At 54.2% G+C, this 17756-nt stretch carries 15 protein-coding genes; 6 read left to right on the forward strand and 9 right to left on the reverse strand.

The features are described 5' to 3' along the window. Positions 1-34 precede the first annotated feature (34 nt). The gene (locus tag ACREYP_RS22105; RefSeq protein WP_336819422.1) at positions 35-1717 is read left to right on the forward strand and encodes an AsmA family protein; all 1683 of its coding nucleotides are present in this window, start codon (positions 35-37) and stop codon (positions 1715-1717) included. Positions 1718-1730: 13 nt separating this feature from the next. Here ACREYP_RS22105 and fabY read toward each other — a convergent pair whose 3' ends face one another. From fabY to typA, 5 genes are all read right to left on the reverse strand, one after another. After that, complete coding sequence (fabY, locus tag ACREYP_RS22110; protein ID WP_008457400.1) at positions 1731-2672, reverse strand: fatty acid biosynthesis protein FabY; 942 nt, start codon at positions 2670-2672, stop codon at positions 1731-1733. Positions 2673-2709: 37 nt separating this feature from the next. Beyond that, positions 2710-3147, reverse strand: a complete 438-nt coding sequence (dtd, locus tag ACREYP_RS22115; RefSeq protein ID WP_166995815.1) for a D-aminoacyl-tRNA deacylase — start codon at positions 3145-3147, stop codon at positions 2710-2712. Next, entirely contained in the window at positions 3144-4016 is an 873-nt protein-coding gene (locus ACREYP_RS22120; RefSeq protein ID WP_166995817.1) for a virulence factor BrkB family protein, read from the reverse strand. The genes dtd and ACREYP_RS22120 overlap by 4 nt, the downstream gene beginning before the upstream one ends. Then, complete coding sequence (gene yihX, locus ACREYP_RS22125) at positions 4013-4609, reverse strand: glucose-1-phosphatase (protein ID WP_008457397.1); 597 nt, start codon at positions 4607-4609, stop codon at positions 4013-4015. The genes ACREYP_RS22120 and yihX overlap by 4 nt, the downstream gene beginning before the upstream one ends. A gap of 148 nt (positions 4610-4757) precedes the next feature. Continuing rightward, complete coding sequence (typA, locus tag ACREYP_RS22130; protein WP_008457395.1) at positions 4758-6584, reverse strand: ribosome-dependent GTPase TypA; 1827 nt, start codon at positions 6582-6584, stop codon at positions 4758-4760. A gap of 376 nt (positions 6585-6960) precedes the next feature. On the opposite strand from typA, the gene glnA reads away from it, so the two are divergent. The 4 genes from glnA (at position 6961) to ACREYP_RS22150 (ending at position 11216) form a co-directional block, all read left to right on the forward strand. Then, complete coding sequence (glnA, locus tag ACREYP_RS22135; RefSeq protein ID WP_008457394.1) at positions 6961-8370, forward strand: glutamate--ammonia ligase; 1410 nt, start codon at positions 6961-6963, stop codon at positions 8368-8370. Between the two features lie 137 nt (positions 8371-8507). Continuing rightward, positions 8508-9557 carry a nitrogen regulation protein NR(II) gene (gene glnL, locus ACREYP_RS22140; RefSeq protein ID WP_008457392.1) on the forward strand — a complete coding sequence of 350 codons (1050 nt, stop codon included), beginning with the start codon at positions 8508-8510 and terminating at the stop codon, positions 9555-9557. A gap of 8 nt (positions 9558-9565) precedes the next feature. After that, complete coding sequence (gene glnG / locus ACREYP_RS22145; RefSeq protein ID WP_008457391.1) at positions 9566-10981, forward strand: nitrogen regulation protein NR(I); 1416 nt, start codon at positions 9566-9568, stop codon at positions 10979-10981. A gap of 112 nt (positions 10982-11093) precedes the next feature. Next, the gene (locus ACREYP_RS22150; RefSeq protein WP_008457389.1) at positions 11094-11216 is read left to right on the forward strand and encodes a YshB family small membrane protein; all 123 of its coding nucleotides are present in this window, start codon (positions 11094-11096) and stop codon (positions 11214-11216) included. A gap of 28 nt (positions 11217-11244) precedes the next feature. On the opposite strand, the gene hemN is transcribed toward ACREYP_RS22150, so the two are convergent. Together hemN and yihI are read right to left on the reverse strand one after the other, a co-directional pair. Continuing rightward, entirely contained in the window at positions 11245-12618 is a 1374-nt protein-coding gene (hemN, locus tag ACREYP_RS22155) for an oxygen-independent coproporphyrinogen III oxidase (protein ID WP_498881046.1), read from the reverse strand. A gap of 190 nt (positions 12619-12808) precedes the next feature. Beyond that, the gene (gene yihI / locus ACREYP_RS22160; protein ID WP_008457385.1) at positions 12809-13324 is read right to left on the reverse strand and encodes a Der GTPase-activating protein YihI; all 516 of its coding nucleotides are present in this window, start codon (positions 13322-13324) and stop codon (positions 12809-12811) included. Positions 13325-13773: 449 nt separating this feature from the next. Between yihI and yihA the strand changes: the two genes are divergently transcribed. Next, positions 13774-14409 (forward strand): ribosome biogenesis GTP-binding protein YihA/YsxC, encoded by a 636-nt coding sequence (yihA, locus tag ACREYP_RS22165; protein ID WP_008457383.1) that lies wholly within the window; start codon positions 13774-13776, stop codon positions 14407-14409. A 120-nt stretch (positions 14410-14529) separates the two neighbouring features. Here yihA and spfP read toward each other — a convergent pair whose 3' ends face one another. Together spfP and polA are read right to left on the reverse strand one after the other, a co-directional pair. Further along, positions 14530-14577, reverse strand: coding sequence for a small protein SpfP (gene spfP, locus ACREYP_RS22170; protein WP_071892919.1), 48 nt, complete (start codon positions 14575-14577; stop codon positions 14530-14532). A 165-nt stretch (positions 14578-14742) separates the two neighbouring features. Then, positions 14743-17529: a DNA polymerase I gene (gene polA, locus ACREYP_RS22175; protein WP_008457382.1), complete on the reverse strand. Its 2787-nt coding sequence runs from the start codon at positions 17527-17529 to the stop codon at positions 14743-14745. Positions 17530-17756: the final 227 nt, after the last annotated feature.

The raw sequence follows: 17756 nt of genomic DNA on the forward strand, positions 1-17756 counted from the left end.
ACACCCTTAGCGAAACTGAAAGGGGTGGAAGGCAATGAAATTCCTCGGAAAGCTGGTTCTTATCCTGTTGGGCCTTGTGATACTGGCGCTGGTTGCCTTTTACATCCTGCTGCAAACCCGCTGGGGCGCGGGCCAAATTAGCAGTTGGGTGAATGAAAAAACGAGCTACCACCTCTCTTTCAATGAGATGGCGCATGACTGGTCTTCGCCCACCCATCTGGTGTTCCATAACGTTACTTTTGGCCGCACCGGCCAGCCCGCTACTCTGGTCGCGAAGAGCGTGGATATTGGCCTGAGTACGCGCCAGTTTTCTCAGCCTCTCTATGTCGACACTATTTTGCTCCAGCAAGGGACGTTAAATCTCAGCGCAAATGCGGTTCCACTCCCGCTTGAGGCAGATAAGCTGCAGTTGCATGATATGGCGATTAACAGCCCGGATAGCGAGTGGAATCTCAGCGCCCAGCGCGTTGAAGGCGGCGTGGCCCCCTGGCTGCCGCAGGCCGGAAAAGTGCTGGGTAACAAGGCCACTATCGCTTTCAGCGCAGGTTCTCTGACGCTCAACGGGATTAACGCCAGCAACGTCCTGCTGCAAGGGACGCTGGATAATGAACAGGTCACGCTGACCACTATCGGGGCGGACGTTGCTCGCGGCTCGCTGACGGGTAATGCCCACCGCAACGCCGACGGCTCATGGCAGGTGGGCAGCCTGCGCCTCAATGACATTCGCCTTCAAACGGCAAAATCACTCACCGATTTTCTTGCGCCAGTAACATCTGTTCCCTCGTTAACTATCGATCGCCTTGAAATAACCGATGCACGACTGGAAGGGAAAGAGTGGGCGGTAAGCGACCTTGCCCTTAGCCTGCGGAATCTGTCGCTGGCAAACGGGGGGTGGCAAAGCGATGACGGCCAGCTGTCGATGAACGCCAGCGAATTCATTAACGGTTCGCTGCATTTGCAGGATCCGATCGTGAACGTCGATTTTGCCCCGGCAGGTGCCACGCTCCGGCAATTTAGTTCGCGCTGGGAGGGCGGCCTGGTACGAGCTTCCGGGCAATGGTTGCGCGACGGTAATCAAGCGGTGATGGATGAAGTGGTCGTAGGCGGGCTGGAATACACGCTCCCGTCCAACTGGAAGGCCCTGTGGATGGAGAAACTGCCTGACTGGTTGAACAGCGTTACGGTGAAAAAGTTTTCGGCAAACCGTAATCTGGTTATCGATATCGACCCAGACTGGCCATTCCAGTTCACCGGGCTGGATGGCACCGCCACGAATATCCAGCTGGCACGAGATCATCAGTGGGGTATTTGGTCCGGCAATGCCTCGTTTAATGCCGCGGCGGCCACCTTTAACCGCGTTGACGTGCGGCGCCCGTCGCTGTCGCTGACGGCGAACCAGAGCCAGATCGCGATCACGGAGCTAAGTGCGTTCGCGGGTGAAGGCTTACTGGAAGCCAGGGCAAACGTAAGCCAGACGCCTCTGCGTGCGGTGAGCGTTAGCCTGAAGGGCCAGAGCGTGCCGGTGAATGTGTTGCACGCCTGGGGCTGGCCTGCTCTGCCGCTCGAGGGGAACGGAAATCTGCAGCTTTCGGCGACCGGGCAGGTGGCCGCAGGCACTGCGCTGAAGCCCACCGTAAATGGCACCTTGCAGGCCACCAGCGCCAGTGGGCAACAGATTCAGCAGACTATGCGTAACGGAGATGTGCCCGGCGCGTAGCCTGCATCCTGATCTATTCCTCTTCGTTTCCGCCCTCTTCCAGAGGGCCGAACGGCTTAGCTGGCAGCACCAGATAGACGCCTTCAAACACCGCGCCGGGCGTGTCATTGCCGTAAAGCTCGACTTCAAGCGCTACGCGAGCTTTGCGGCCCCGGGCCAGCCTGTCCAGATCGCCACTCAGCGACCCCAGGTCAGCCGTAGCCCCCGGTTTTCCGGTGATCGGTTTGCTATAACGGATATGAGCATCGGCCAGAATAATCGTCCCGCCGAGATGCCGCTCACGCAGCATCAGCCAGATAAGCCCCCAGCCGGTTAACGTGGCCAGCGAGAACAAACTCCCCGCGAAGAGCGTGTGGTGCGGGTTTTGGTTGCCCGTTTCCGGCATCGTGGTAATAAATTTTTGCCCAGTGTACTGCTGAATACGCACGCCCATTTTCTCGCTCAGCGGAATATGTTCGTACCAGGCCTGTTGAAGCTGCCCGCACCAGTCGCCCCGATGCAAGATGTCATCAAGCGTAGCGACCGGCTTAATCATCAGGAAGTGGCGTACCGGCGTGGTTTGCGGGGTGGTGATTTCCCCTTGATTCACAAAGCCAAGCTTGGCAAAAAATGGAACGGCATCTTCACGTGCGCTACAGGTCACGCGCTTAACGCCTTCCTGGCGCGCCACGGACTCCAGCGCCATCGCCACCAGCGTCCCTAAGCCTTTATCCTGAACCGACGGGTGCACCGCCATAAAGCGAATCGCGGCTTCGTTATCGGCATTGATATAGAGGCGGCCCACGGCAACGGTATTGCCCTCTTCATCGACCACCATCTGATGATGCGCCATTGCATCCCAGGCATCGCGCTCGGAACCTTTTGGCTGATGCAGCGGTTTGCGCAACATTTCCCAACGGAACTGGTAATAACGATCTAGTTCTTCTTCTGTTTGTGGCACACGAAGGTGATACATACATTGTTCTCTCGTTGCGCGAGCCGGATGGCGAGGGTTACACCTGCAGCCAGAACGTCACCGGCCCGTCATTAATTAGCGAAACCTGCATATCGGCGGCGAAACGCCCGGTTGGGGCGTCGATACCTTGTTGTTTGCAGCGCTCGACAAAATATTCATAAAGGGCTTCAGCCTGCTGTGGCGCTGCGCCACCGGAGAAGCTCGGACGCATCCCGCGTTCCGTGTCCGCCGCCAGCGTAAATTGAGACACCACCAGCAGGCTGCCGCCCGCCTGCTGGACGTTCAGGTTCATCTTGCCCTGCTCGTCGCTGAAAATTCGATACCCTAATACACGCTCGCACAGGCGATTGGCTTTCTGTTCGTTATCTTCTTTTTCGACACCCAGCAACACCAAAAGTCCGGGACCAATTTCACCCGTCACTTCACCCTCCACGGTGACGCTGGCACAGGTAACACGCTGAATTAATGCAATCATTGTTCTTCCAGTTCTTCCTGCTCTGCAGCCTGTTGCAATTTACGGTAGTCGCCCAACGAAGCGGTGATTTCCGCCCCCAGCAACACGATACACCAGGTCCAGTAGACCCAGACAAATAATATGGGGATTACCGCCAGCACGCCGTAAATCAGCTGGTAAGAGGGGAACATGGTGATATAGAGGGCAAATCCCTTCTTACCCAGTTCAAACAGCAGCGCGGCAACCAGCGAGCCTATCATGGCGTCCTTTGCCCGCACGCTGGTCGTCGGCACCAGGCTGTAGAGCAGCCAGAACGCAAGCCAGGAAAGCAGCAGAGGAAAAATACGCAGGACTTCATCAAGCATGCTGTTGAGTTCTGAGGCCCACCGTAGAGAAAGGAGGTAAGAGCTTATCGCCAGGCTGGCCCCGGCCAGCAGCGGCCCGAGCGTCAGGATCATCCAGTAAATGGCAAAGGAGTACACCTTTGGCCTCGCGCGCTTACTGCGCCAGATAGTGTTCAACGCGCTATCTACCGCATACATCAGCAGCAGCGAGGTGACGATCAGACCAATGGCCCCCACCGCCGTCATTCTGTTCGAGTTCGCGACAAACTGTTCGATGTAGCGCTGAATTACATCGCCAGTGGCGGGCATAAAATTGGCAAAAATGAAGTGGCGCAGCTGAACGCTGATATCGGCAAACATCGGGAAGGCGGCAAACAGCGCAAAGACAACCGCCACCAGCGGCACCAGAGACAGCAATGACACATAGGCAAGGTTACCCGCCAGGGTCGTCATGTTGTCCTGGTCGATACGCTGCCACAGCAGTTTGCCCCAGGCCCAGAGAGGCCTGAGGCGATGCACAGTTTTACGGGGCACGCTTTTAATCATCCCTGTTTAGCAAACCAGTCGGGGATAGTCTGCTTGTCGATCACCTGAATGCTGGTGATGCCCAACGCTCGTGCACCGTGAATATTGTCGGCATTATCATCGAAGAATACGGCCTGATCGGCAGAGAAGCCTTCTTCCTCTAGCACCTTAAGGTAGATTTCCGCGTCCGGCTTGCGCATCCCCATTTCCTGGGAGAGGTAGATTTTATCGGCCGACTGCGCCACTTCCGGGTATTCATCAGGCCAGAAACCCGTATGCAGGCGGTTGGTGTTGGAAAGCACCACCACGCGATGCCCCTGCTCGCGCAGCTTCTGCATGACGCCAATGGTGTCTTTGCGCAGGCCAATGAAAATCGCCTGCCAGCCCGCGGCAAACTGCTCGTAGCTGAGCGCTACGTCCATTTCGTGGCATAAACGTTCAGCAAAGACTTCGTCCGTTATCTGCCCACGTTCATGCTGATGGAAGGTTTCTCCCATCGCGAAACTTTTCTGCAGGTTGGCTAACGGCACCCGGCTGTAATCGCTCCAGACACCGAGCACGCGATTAAAGTCGATATCAACGATGACGTTACCTAAATCAAAGATATACAGCATGCGCACCTCCTTTCCGACATGGAGAAATAACTGTAGCGGGAAAGGCTGGCTTTGACTATCAGAGGAAGGCGAGGTTGCGCATTCTAAGGCAGAAATAAAAAAGCCCCGCCTTTACAGGCAGGGCTTCAGCAGACTGCAGAAAAGAAACTTAAGCTTCTTTGCTACCACGACCCGCACGTTTACGGTCGTTTTCAGTCAGGTGGCGCTTACGGATACGCACGGACAGCGGGGTCACTTCAACCAGTTCGTCGTCATCGATGAACTCCAGAGCTTGCTCCAGGGTCATTTTCTGCGCAGGAACCAGGGTGGTCGCTTCGTCAGTACCGGAAGCACGCATGTTGGTCAGCTTCTTACCGGTCAGGCAGTTTACGGTCAAGTCGTTGGAACGACTGTGGATGCCGATAATCTGGCCTTCGTAAACTTCAGCCCCGTGGCCCAGGAACAGCTTGCCGCGATCCTGCAGACCGAACAGCGCAAACGCAACCGCTTTACCCTGACCGTTAGAGATCAGTACGCCGTTCTGGCGCTGACCCACTTCGCCCTGACGAATGTCGTCATAGTGGCTGAAGGTGGAGTACAGCAGACCGGTACCGGAGGTCATGGTCATGAATTCGTTACGGAAGCCGATCAGACCACGGCTTGGGATAACGTAGTCAAGACGCACGCGGCCTTTGCCGTCTGGATTCATGTTTTTCAGGTCGCCTTTACGCTCACCGAGCGCCTGCATCACGGAGCCCTGATGCTGCTCTTCGATATCCAGCGTCACGTTTTCGAACGGCTCTTGTTTACGGCCGTCGATTTCGCGGAAGATAACTTTCGGACGGGATACCGCCAGCTCGAAACCTTCACGACGCATGTTTTCGATCAGAACGGAGAGGTGCAGTTCACCACGACCGGAAACGCGGAATGCGTCCGCATCTTCGGTTTCTTCAACACGCAGCGCAACGTTGTGAACCAGCTCTTTGTTCAGACGATCCAGAATCTGACGAGAGGTCACGAACTTACCTTCTTTACCGCAGAACGGAGAGGTGTTGACGTTGAAGAACATGGAAACGGTTGGTTCATCTACGGACAACGCCGGCAGCGCTTCAACATTTTGCGGGTCGCAAATGGTGTCGGAGATGTTCAGCTCGCCCAGGCCGGTGATAGCGATGATGTCGCCAGCTTCAGCTTCGGTAGACTCGATACGCTCCAGACCCAGGTGGGTCAGCACTTTACCGACTTTACCGTTACGGGTTTTCCCTTCGCTATCAATGATAGTGATCTGCTGGTTTGGCTTCACTTTACCGCGTTTGATACGGCCGATGCCGATAACACCAACGTAGTTGTTGTAGTCCAGCTGGGAAATTTGCATCTGCAGTGGACCGTCGAGGTCAACGTTCGGTGCCGGTACGCGATCGACAATGGCCTGGTACAGTGGAGTCATATCCGCCGCCATATCATTGTGATCCATACCCGCGATGCCGTTCAGTGCGGATGCATAGATGATTGGGAAGTCGAGCTGTTCGTCGGTCGCATCAAGGTTAACGAACAGGTCGAAGACCTGATCCACAACCCAGTCAGGACGCGCGCCAGGGCGGTCAACTTTGTTGATAACCACGATCGGCTTCAAACCATGGGCAAACGCCTTCTTGGTTACGAAGCGCGTCTGCGGCATTGGGCCATCCATTGCGTCAACCACCAGCAGAACGGAGTCAACCATTGACATTACGCGCTCAACTTCACCACCGAAGTCGGCGTGTCCTGGGGTATCAACGATGTTGATACGATAGTCATTCCATTTGATAGCGGTGTTTTTAGCGAGGATGGTAATCCCACGCTCTTTCTCCAGGTCATTGGAGTCCATCACGCGTTCAGTGGCTTCAGCACGTTCGTTACTGAAAGTACCAGATTGCTGCAGCAGCTTATCAACCAGGGTAGTTTTACCATGGTCAACGTGCGCGATGATGGCGATATTACGCAGATTTTCGATCACAACTTTGCCTCAGGCATTAGAAATAGCGCGTTATTGTACACGTATTAATCGAAGGACAGAACAGGATCACAAAGAACCTTTACAAACAATGCAGAAAGTAAGGGTTTGTGATCGCTTTCACGGAGCTAAAAAGGGAGCTATAACGTAAATTGCACCAATATGGTGCTCAGGTTTCATACTGAAGCACTATATTGGTGCAAATTATTCATCCTGGTGCAGCCCTTTTGCACTATGGTGCGCATGATAGCGCCTTTTTAGGGTGATTTAAAAGTTGGCACAGATTTCGCTTTAAACATTTTATGGCGAAAAGCCACATTAAGAAGTGTTTGATTACCTCGTTACCACGACGACTACACCAATCCGGGAGAGTTTAAGTATGTCCGCTGAACACGTTTTGACGATGCTGAATGAGCATGAAGTTAAGTTTGTTGATCTGCGCTTTACCGACACTAAAGGTAAAGAACAGCACGTCACTATTCCTGCTCATCAGGTAAATGCTGACTTCTTCGAAGAAGGCAAAATGTTTGACGGCTCCTCGATTGGTGGCTGGAAAGGTATCAACGAATCCGACATGGTGCTGATGCCAGACCCAACGACGGCGGTAATCGACCCGTTCTTCGCGGACTCTACCTTGATTATCCGCTGTGACATTCTCGAGCCAGGCACTATGCAGGGCTACGACCGTGACCCGCGTTCTATTGCAAAACGCGCTGAAGACTACCTGCGCTCTACCGGCATCGCAGACACCGTTCTGTTCGGGCCAGAGCCAGAATTCTTCCTGTTCGACGACATTCGCTTCGGCAGCTCTATCTCCGGCTCCCACGTAGCTATCGATGATATCGAAGGCGCATGGAACACCGGCACCAAATACGAAGGCGGTAACAAAGGCCACCGTCCAGCGGTGAAAGGCGGTTACTTCCCAGTGCCACCGGTCGACTCTTCTCAGGACCTGCGTTCTGCTATGTGTCTGACCATGGAGCAGATGGGCCTGGTTGTTGAAGCTCATCACCACGAAGTGGCGACCGCTGGTCAGAACGAAGTGGCAACCCGCTTCAACACCATGACCAAAAAAGCTGATGAAATTCAGATCTACAAATACGTTGTACACAACGTGGCTCACGCTTACGGCAAAACCGCGACCTTTATGCCAAAACCAATGTTTGGCGATAACGGTTCCGGCATGCACTGCCACATGTCCCTGTCCAAGAACGGCGTAAACCTGTTCTCCGGTGACAAATATGCTGGCCTGTCTGAGCAAGCACTGTACTACATCGGGGGTGTTATCAAACACGCTAAAGCGATCAACGCCCTGGCGAACCCAACCACCAACTCCTACAAGCGTCTGGTCCCAGGCTACGAAGCTCCAGTTATGCTGGCTTACTCTGCCCGTAACCGTTCTGCTTCTATCCGTATCCCGGTGGTTGCGTCTCCGAAAGCACGTCGTATCGAAGTGCGCTTCCCGGACCCAGCGGCTAACCCATACCTGTGCTTCGCAGCGCTGCTGATGGCCGGTCTGGACGGTATTAAGAACAAGATCCACCCAGGCGAAGCCATGGATAAAAACCTGTATGACCTGCCGCCAGAAGAAGCGAAAGAGATCCCACAGGTTGCGGGCTCTCTGGAAGAAGCACTGAATGCACTGAGCGAAGACCGTGAGTTCCTGACTGCGGGTGGCGTATTCACCGACGACGCTATCGATGCTTATATCGCGCTGCGCACTGAAGAAAACGACCGCGTGCGCATGACTCCGCATCCGGTAGAGTTCGAGCTGTACTACAGCGTCTAATTGAAGTTGTTTTTTGTTGCCGTGGAAACTTTGGCCCATCTTCGGATGGGCTTTTTTCTCCATCGGATCCTCCTGTGACGCTGTTTTTTGTCACTCAAAGACTATAATGCACTAAAACGGTGCACGGAGACTGCTGTATGGCAACTGGCGCGCTGCCCGATGCTGGGCAGATTCTGAATTCTCTCATCAACAGCATCCTGCTCGTGGATGACGAGCTGGCGGTTCACTACGCCAACCCTGCGGCTCAGCAGCTGCTGGCGCAGAGTTCACGCAAGCTGTACGGCACACCTTTGCCGGATCTATTGAGTTATTTCTCGTTGAATATTGGCGTCATGCAGGAAAGCCTGATGGCAGGCCAGGGGTTTACCGACAACGAAGTGACGCTGGTCATTGATGGCCGATCGCACATTCTTTCTCTGACGGCACAAAAGCTGCCGGAAGGGTACATCCTGATGGAAATGGCGCCGATGGATAATCAGCGTCGATTGAGTCAGGAACAGCTGCAACATGCGCAACAGATTGCTGCCCGAGATTTAGTTCGTGGCCTTGCGCATGAGATTAAAAACCCGTTAGGCGGCTTACGTGGCGCGGCGCAACTGCTGAGTAAAGCGCTCCCTGACCCATCGCTGACGGAGTACACCAAAGTCATTATTGAACAGGCGGACCGCCTACGTAATCTGGTGGATCGTCTGCTAGGGCCCCAGCAGCCGGGGATGCACGTCACCGAAAGCATTCATAAAGTTGCCGAACGCGTGGTGAAACTCGTGTCGATGGAGCTGCCGGATAACGTCACTCTTGTACGGGATTACGATCCGAGTTTGCCGGAGTTTGCGCACGACCCTGACCAAATTGAGCAAGTTTTGCTGAATATCGTACGCAATGCGCTGCAGGCGCTGGGTAGCGAAGGGGGCGAGATTATCTTGCGTACCCGTACCGCTTTCCAGCTGACGCTGCACGGTTCTCGCTACCGCCTCGCGGCACGCATAGATATTGAAGATAACGGCCCGGGTATCCCGGCACATTTGCAGGACACGTTGTTCTACCCGATGGTCAGTGGGCGAGAGGGCGGCACCGGGCTGGGTCTTTCCATCGCGCGTAGCCTGATCGACCAGCATTCGGGGAAAATCGAATTCAACAGTTGGCCTGGTCATACCGAATTTTCGGTTTACCTGCCTATTCGGAAGTAGAGGTCATTATGCAACGAGGGATAGTTTGGGTCGTTGACGACGATAGCTCCATCCGCTGGGTCCTTGAGCGCGCGTTAACCGGAGCCGGATTAAGCTGCACCACCTTTGAGAGTGGCAATGAGGTGCTGGACGCGCTGGCGACCAAAACCCCGGACGTGTTGCTGTCGGACATTCGTATGCCCGGCATGGACGGTCTTGCCCTGTTAAAGCAGATTAAGCAGCGCCACCCGATGCTGCCGGTCATCATCATGACCGCGCATTCTGATTTAGACGCAGCCGTTAGCGCCTATCAACAGGGGGCTTTCGATTATCTGCCAAAACCGTTTGATATCGACGAGGCGGTAGCGCTGGTTGAACGCGCGATCAGCCACTATCAGGAACAGCAGCAGCCGCGAAATGCGCCGGATAACGGGCCAACGACCGACATCATCGGCGAAGCCCCGGCGATGCAGGACGTGTTTCGTATTATTGGTCGTCTGTCGCGCTCCTCCATCAGCGTACTGATTAACGGCGAATCCGGGACCGGTAAAGAGCTTGTGGCGCACGCGCTGCACCGCCACAGCCCACGGGTTAAATCGCCGTTTATCGCGCTCAATATGGCGGCTATTCCCAAAGATTTAATCGAGTCAGAGCTGTTCGGGCATGAAAAAGGGGCTTTCACCGGCGCCAACCAGATTCGCCAGGGGCGCTTCGAACAGGCTGACGGCGGCACGCTGTTTCTCGACGAAATAGGTGATATGCCGCTGGACGTTCAAACTCGTTTGCTGCGCGTGCTGGCAGACGGACAGTTTTACCGCGTGGGCGGCTACGCGGCGGTAAAAGTGGATGTCCGCATCATTGCGGCAACCCACCAGAACCTTGAGCAGCGGGTACAGGAAGGCAAGTTTCGTGAGGACTTGTTCCACCGTCTGAACGTCATCCGCGTGCACCTGCCTCCGCTTCGCGAGCGTCGGGAAGATATTCCGCGTCTGGCACGCCATTTCCTGCAAGTGGCCGCGCGCGAACTGGGCGTGGAAGCAAAGCTGCTGCATCCCGAAACGGAAAACGCCTTAACGCGTCTCGCCTGGCCCGGCAACGTGCGCCAATTGGAAAATACCTGTCGCTGGTTGACGGTCATGGCAGCGGGTCAGGAAGTGCTTATTCAGGATCTCCCGAGCGAGCTGTTTGAAACGACAGTGACCGAAAGCGGCGGGGTCACGCAGACCAACCCGGACAGCTGGGCCATGCTGTTAGCACAGTGGGCGGAACGAGCGTTGCGCTCCGGCCATCAGGATCTGCTTTCTGAGGCGCAGCCGGAAATGGAACGCACGCTGCTAACCACTGCGCTGAGACATACTCAGGGGCATAAACAAGAAGCAGCTCGCCTGCTGGGATGGGGCCGAAACACGCTGACTCGTAAGCTAAAAGAGCTGGGTATGGAGTAACGTTCGGCCATTTTGTAAAGAAGCAAATCAGCCCGCAAATTGCTGCTATTTTGTACTTTACTGCCGCGCCGGGTTAAGTATGATCGGGCGCGTTCAGGCAGGAGAGTCAGTTATGTTGGAATCCGTAATTCATATGGTCACGCGCGGCGCCGAAGCTGGTGCAGCCGCTGGCCATTCGCCGCAGACGGCAGTAGCCGCGGTGATGTGCGCGTTACTGGTGAGCTTCTTTAGCTAAAAGAGAAGGCGGGGAAACCCCGCCTTTTTTATATCACTCTGGAAAACTGCTGCAGGCGCGCCTTTTGCCTCAGATAGGCATCAAAACACATGCAAATGTTGCGAATAAGCAGGCGTCCCTTGCCGGTCACCTGAATCCCCTGCTCACTGACCTCCACCAGCCCATCTTTCGCCAGCGGCGCCAGCAGGCCTAAGTCCTCGGCAAAGTAATCCGCAAACGTCAGCGACCATACCTGCTCAATGTCGGCGAAGTTAAGCTGGAAGTTGCAGATCAGCGCCTTGATAACATCGCGGCGAATGCAATCGTCCCGCGTGAGCGCCAGGCCACGCCACAGCGCATTGCCCTGCTCATCCACCTGCTGATAATAGCGCTTTAGCTCTTTCTCGTTCTGCGCGTAACAGTCGCCAATCATGCTAATTGCCGACACGCCAAGCCCCAGCAGGTCGGTATCCCCTTGAGTGGTATACCCCTGGAAATTACGGTGTAGTTTGCCTTCCCGCTGGGCAATCGCCAGTTCATCGTCCGGGCGGGCAAAGTGATCCATCCCGATAAACTGGTAACCAGACCCCGTCAGCGAGTCGATGGTTTCCTGCAGGATATCCAGCTTCTGCTGCGCGCTCGGTAAATCAGCGTCTTTAATCTTGCGCTGGGCGGCGAATAGCGTCGGCAGATGCGCATAGTTGAAAACGCTAAGGCGATGCGGGCTTAGCTCGGCTACGCGCTTGAGCGTGAAGGCAAAGCTTTCCGGCGTTTGCTTTGGCAGGCCGTAAATCAGGTCAATGTTGGTGGAAGTAAACCCCAGTGCCCGCGCACGCTCGATCAGCGCGAAGATAAACGCTTCGTCCTGCTCGCGGTTGACGAGGCGCTGCACTTCTTTATTGAAGTCCTGAACGCCCATACTAAGGCGGGTAAAGCCTTCCTGCCGAAGATGGTCGAGCACATCCAGTTCAATTTCACGCGGGTCAACTTCAATAGACAGTTCCGCGTCATCATTAAAATGGAAATTGCCACGCAACAGCGCCATCAGGCGGCTTATTTGCGCTTTGCTCAGATAAGTTGGCGTCCCGCCGCCCCAGTGCAGCTGGCTAACCTGCCGGCCCGCAAACAGCGGCGAACGGTGGATGACTTCCTGCTCCAGAGCATCGAGGTACCGGTCGGCCTTGTGCTGCTGGCGGGTCACAATTTTATTGCAGCCACAGAAATAGCAAAGCTTGTGGCAGAACGGGATATGCACATAAAGCGACAGCGGCCGCTCCGGGTAACGGGCAACCGCCTGCAAAAATGCCGGTTCGCCAAAGGCTTCAGAAAATTCCAGTGCGGTTGGATAAGAGGTGTAACGCGGCCCTGAATAATTATATTTCTGGATCAGAGCCAGATCCCAGTCGATTAACTGCTCAGACATACTCACTCCTTGCGGTGTTGTCGCCGGCGCCGACGAGGCGAAGCTGGCCCGTTCATTCCACGAGCCATAACCCTTCGCCGCAGCGAATTCTGCAGCCGCGACAGCCGCCGTAGTTTAACGAATAACCACAGCAGATAACACACCAGCGGAATAACCATAATAAGAACAGGTAATCCCATAGGAGTAAACGTCAGTTACCGCCCTTCAGCAGACGCATCAAATCATCCGCTTTTTCTTCTTCTTCCTCTTCATCGTCTTCCCAGGCGATGCCGAGCTGTTCCATTAGTGCATCGATGCGGTCGAGCTTCGCATCCACCCAGGACTGCTCTTCCTTGCTAAGGGTTTCGCCTGCTTCCAGACGCTCCAGCAGCCCATCCAGGCGCTCATCGTTTTCCAGCATATCCAGCTCAGCCTGTGGTGTTAGCATAGGTTTCTCGCTCTTCGGTTTGTGCTGTTTAGCGACCGGTGCTGCATCGGTTACGCCCAGTTGAATAGGTTTTTTACTGCCAATGCGAGGGTCTTTCGCCTGACCCGATGATTTGCCGCCTTTCGCCTGATTGCCACCATTCGCGCGGCTCCCCGCTGCGTGGCCGCTGTGTTTTTTCTGGCGCTTACGCTCACGCGCTTCCTGGTCAAGCTCTTCGCGTGATTTACGGCGTGCTTTTGCCGGTTTTTTACCTTGTGGTGCCGAGTTTGGTTGCTTCATGATAAGTCGTCTTAAGCCATTTTATTCAGTATAGAATTGCGGCGGAATCTAGCAGAAAGCAAGCAAAGAAAAAAGGCGACAGGTTAACCCGTCGCCTTTTTCTTATTCTGGCCCCCGTAAAGGAGCAAATATTCCATGTTAGCTTGAGACAACCCTGTCCTTCCTTCGCCGACACACTCACTTTACCGCTACGCTTGTTATTAACAAGGTGGCCGCCCACGCTCACGGCTTCCCCCACAATGAACTAATCAGTTAATTATTTGAAAATAAACCACTCTTGAATAAATCGTTGCCAATATTCACCGGGATATCTGCCATTTACCATAGCAAATGACTTACAAAATCAATCCACTTCGCTGTAAGCCTTCTGCTTCTGGCGAGAAACACGGCGTTTTCCGCTCGTTCAGGTATAATCCCCGGCAAATGCTTACCTGACGGAGACAACCGTTTTGAAAAACTGGAACTATCAACTGACTAAGTTCGTGCTCAGCGCACCGGACATTCGCCATCTGCCTTCTGATACCGGTATTGAGGTTGCTTTCGCAGGCCGCTCTAACGCGGGGAAATCCAGCTCGCTGAACACGCTGACCAATCAGAAAAGCCTGGCGCGTACCAGTAAAACCCCTGGCCGTACGCAGCTCATCAACCTGTTTGAAGTTGCCGAAGGCAAACGCCTGGTAGATTTACCTGGCTACGGCTATGCCGAAGTCCCGGAAGAGGTGAAACACAAATGGCAGCGTGCGCTGGGGGAATACCTGCAAAAGCGTAACAGTCTGAAAGGCCTGGTCGTGCTGATGGATATCCGTCATCCACTGAAAGATCTCGATCAGCAGATGATTGAGTGGGCAGTAGCCAGCAATATCGAAGTCATGCTGCTGCTGACCAAAGCCGATAAGCTCGCATCAGGCGCGCGTAAAGCACAGCTGAATATGGTGCGTGAAGCGATTCTGGCGTTTGGTGGAAATATCGAGGTCGAGGCGTTCTCTTCCCTGAAGAAAACCGGCGTTGATAAACTGCGCCTGAAGCTGGATAGCTGGTACAACGATCTTCCTCCGGCGGTGGAAGAGGAAGCGGCTGAAGAGTAATTCGTCCCTTCAAGGATCGTCTGCTCACTCTCAGTTCACAACGCGGCCCTGGCCGCGTTTTTCTTTTCTTTCGCGCAATAAAAAACGCCCCAGTCATTTCTGACTGGGGCGGCTAAATATTCAGCCAAATCCGATTACGTGAAGTAAAAGGTCTGAAAGATAGAACATCTTACCTCTGTACCCTACGCGAATAACTTTACTCCTTTTTAATCGCTCAAAAAAGCATTTTTTGTAGTTTTTTTTCACTTTTTGCATCACATTCTTGAATCATCATCACAAAAAGCTATGGCTTATGTTGCTTAGTTACAAAAACATGACCTGAGCAATTGTCGATTAATGCGCCTCATCCCAGTTTTTGCCACTGCCGACTTCCACCAGCAACGGCACGTCGAGCTTCATGCTGCTTTCCATCAACTCATGCACCTTTTTAGACACCGCTTCCACGTCGTCTTTGTGCACTTCGAACACCAGTTCATCGTGCACCTGCATGATCATTTTCACACGTGGCTTGTCTGTCTCCAGCCAGCCGTCGACTGCAATCATCGCGCGCTTGATAATATCGGCGGCAGTACCCTGCATAGGGGCGTTAATCGCAGCACGTTCCGCGCCGGCGCGGCGAGCACCGTTGCTGGAATTGATGTCCGGCAGGTAGAGACGACGGCCATCCAGCGTCTCAACATAACCCTGATCTTTCGCCTGAGCACGCGTACGCTCCATATACTCCAGCACACCCGGATAACGCTCGAAGTAGAGATCCATATACTTCTGCGACTCTTTCCGCGGAATATTGAGCTGGCGGGAAAGGCCAAAGGCGCTCATGCCGTAGATCAGACCAAAGTTAATTGCCTTCGCACTGCGACGCTGTTCGCCGGTGACGCTTTCTAGCGGCAGACCAAACACTTCCGCAGCGGTGGCGCGGTGGATATCTTTGCCTTCGGCAAAGGCGCTTAACAGGCCTTTATCGCGGGAGAGGTGGGCCATGATACGCAGTTCAATTTGCGAGTAGTCCGCAGAAAGAATCACGTAGTCCTTAGGCGCAATAAAGGCCTGACGAATACGGCGCCCTTCTTCGTTGCGAACAGGAATGTTCTGCAGGTTAGGATCGGTAGAAGATAAACGCCCGGTGGCCGTAACTGCCTGGTGATAAGACGTATGCACGCGCCCGGTTATCGGGCTAATCATCAGCGGTAGCTTGTCGGTATAGGTGGATTTCAGCTTCGCAAGGCCACGGTATTCCAGGATCACTTTCGGCAGAGGATAGTCCAGCGCCAGCTCTTCAAGCACCTCTTCGGACGTAGAAGGCGCTCCGCCCGGCGTTTTCTTCAGCGGCTTAATTCCCTGCTTTTCAAAGAGAATGGTTTGCAGCTGCTTTGTAGAAGAGAGATTAAATTCTTCTCCGGCGATTTCATGAGCCTTGCGTTCAAGCTCGGCCAGGCGCTTAGTCAGCTCACCAGAATGCGCGTGCAAAATAGCCGGATCGATTTTCACGCCGTTGCGTTCAATGCGCGAAATTACCGGCACCAGCGGCATTTCAACGTTTTTAAAGATGCTTAATGGGCCTGCAACCTTCTCGAGTTTCGGCCACATCTTCAGGTGCAGCTGCAGGGTGACATCCGCATCTTCTGCCGCATAGCGCCCGGCAGTTTCCAAATCGATCTGGTTAAAGGTCAGCTGTTTTTTGCCTTTGCCGGCAATCTCTTCAAACGAGATGGTTTGGTGCTTCAGCCAGCGATCGGCCAGGCTGTCCATATCATGGCGGCCTGCGACGCTGTCCAGCGTGTAGGATTCCAGCATGGTGTCAAAAGCGATACCCCGCAGTTCAATGCCATAGTTCTGCATGATGCCACGGTCGTATTTCAGGTTTTGCCCGACTTTCAGCGCCTTCTCATCTTCCAGCAGCGGCTTAAGTAGTTCCAGCGCACGTTCGCGAGAAATTTGCTCCGGCGCATCGAGATAGTCATGCGCAACGGGGATATAGCAGGCCACACCCGGTTCTGTCGCAAAGGAAAGTCCGACCAGATTGGCACTGACGTTGTCCAGGCTGTCGGTCTCGGTATCAAACGCAAACAGCGGTGCTTTTTTCAGCCGCTCAATCCATTCAAGCAGTACGCGCTCATCCAGGATAGTGACGTAGTTGTCATAAGAGAGCTGGCTGGCTGGCACTTCAGGTTCGGCTTCAACCTCACCGGCTTTCTGCGGTTGTGCGGCCGGCTTAGCCCCTTTGGCCTGCATCCATTTCCCGGCCTCTACGTCGGTTATCCAGCGTTTGAATTCATACTGCTTGAAGAGTGTCAGCAGTTCGTCTGCCGCCGGCTGCTGGACTTCAAGCTGCTCGCAGCCCAGTTCCAGCTCAACGTCGGTCTTAATGGTGGCGAGCTTATAGGAGAGGTAGGCCAGCTCTTTGCTTTGCTCCAGCTTAGCGGCCATCGTTTTCGCGCCACGGAAGGTGAGTTCGGCAATTTTTTCAGGGTTGGCGTAAAGCGTATCCAGCCCACCCAGCCCCTGAAGCAGCGCCTGAGCCGTTTTTTCACCCACGCCCGGTACGCCAGGGATGTTGTCCGAAGAGTCACCCATCAGCGCCAGGAAGTCGATAATCAGCTCCGGAGGTACGCCGTATTTGGTCAGTACCTCTTCCGGCCCAAGGATGGTATTGGTCATGGTGTTAATCAGCGTCACGCCCGGCGTCACCAGCTGCGCCATGTCTTTATCACCGGTACTGATCAATACCGGGCGGCCGGCTTTTTCAGCCTCCAACGCCAGCGTACCGATAACATCATCAGCTTCAACACCTGAGACGGCCAGTAAAGGCAGGCCCATCGCTTTAACCATCGCATGCAGCGGCTCAATCTGCGCTCTGAGATCGTCCGGCATTGGGGGACGGTGCGATTTATAGTCCTCAAACAGCTCATCACGGAACGTTTTGCCTTTGGCATCAAACACTACGGCAGCGTGCGTCGGCTGGTATTGCAGAATCAGGCTACGCAGCATGTTCAGCACACCGTACATCGCCCCTGTTGGCTCGCCACGGCTGTTCGTCAACGGTGGGAAGGCATGATATGCCCGATAAAGATAGGAAGAGCCATCAACGAGGATAAGCGGGTTGTCTGCGATCTGGACCATAATGTTCCGTTCCATGCCTGTGATTAATGTATTGCTAAAGGATGCCATAGCCTGGCCAAAAACATGAACTATTGGGCGCAATATGCTGAAAAGAATTCCAGGATTGGGGGATCCTGCGTGAGATCGTTTTTGTGGATAACTTTGTGTATATTTTTTTAACTAACTAATTTCACGGCATTATTTTTATTGATCCTTTATTAAATACATTTTAATTTCAGTAAGTTAAA

The organism is Enterobacter sp. TMH.L2 (genome assembly GCF_050847315.1).
GTDB lineage: Bacteria > Pseudomonadota > Gammaproteobacteria > Enterobacterales > Enterobacteriaceae > Cedecea.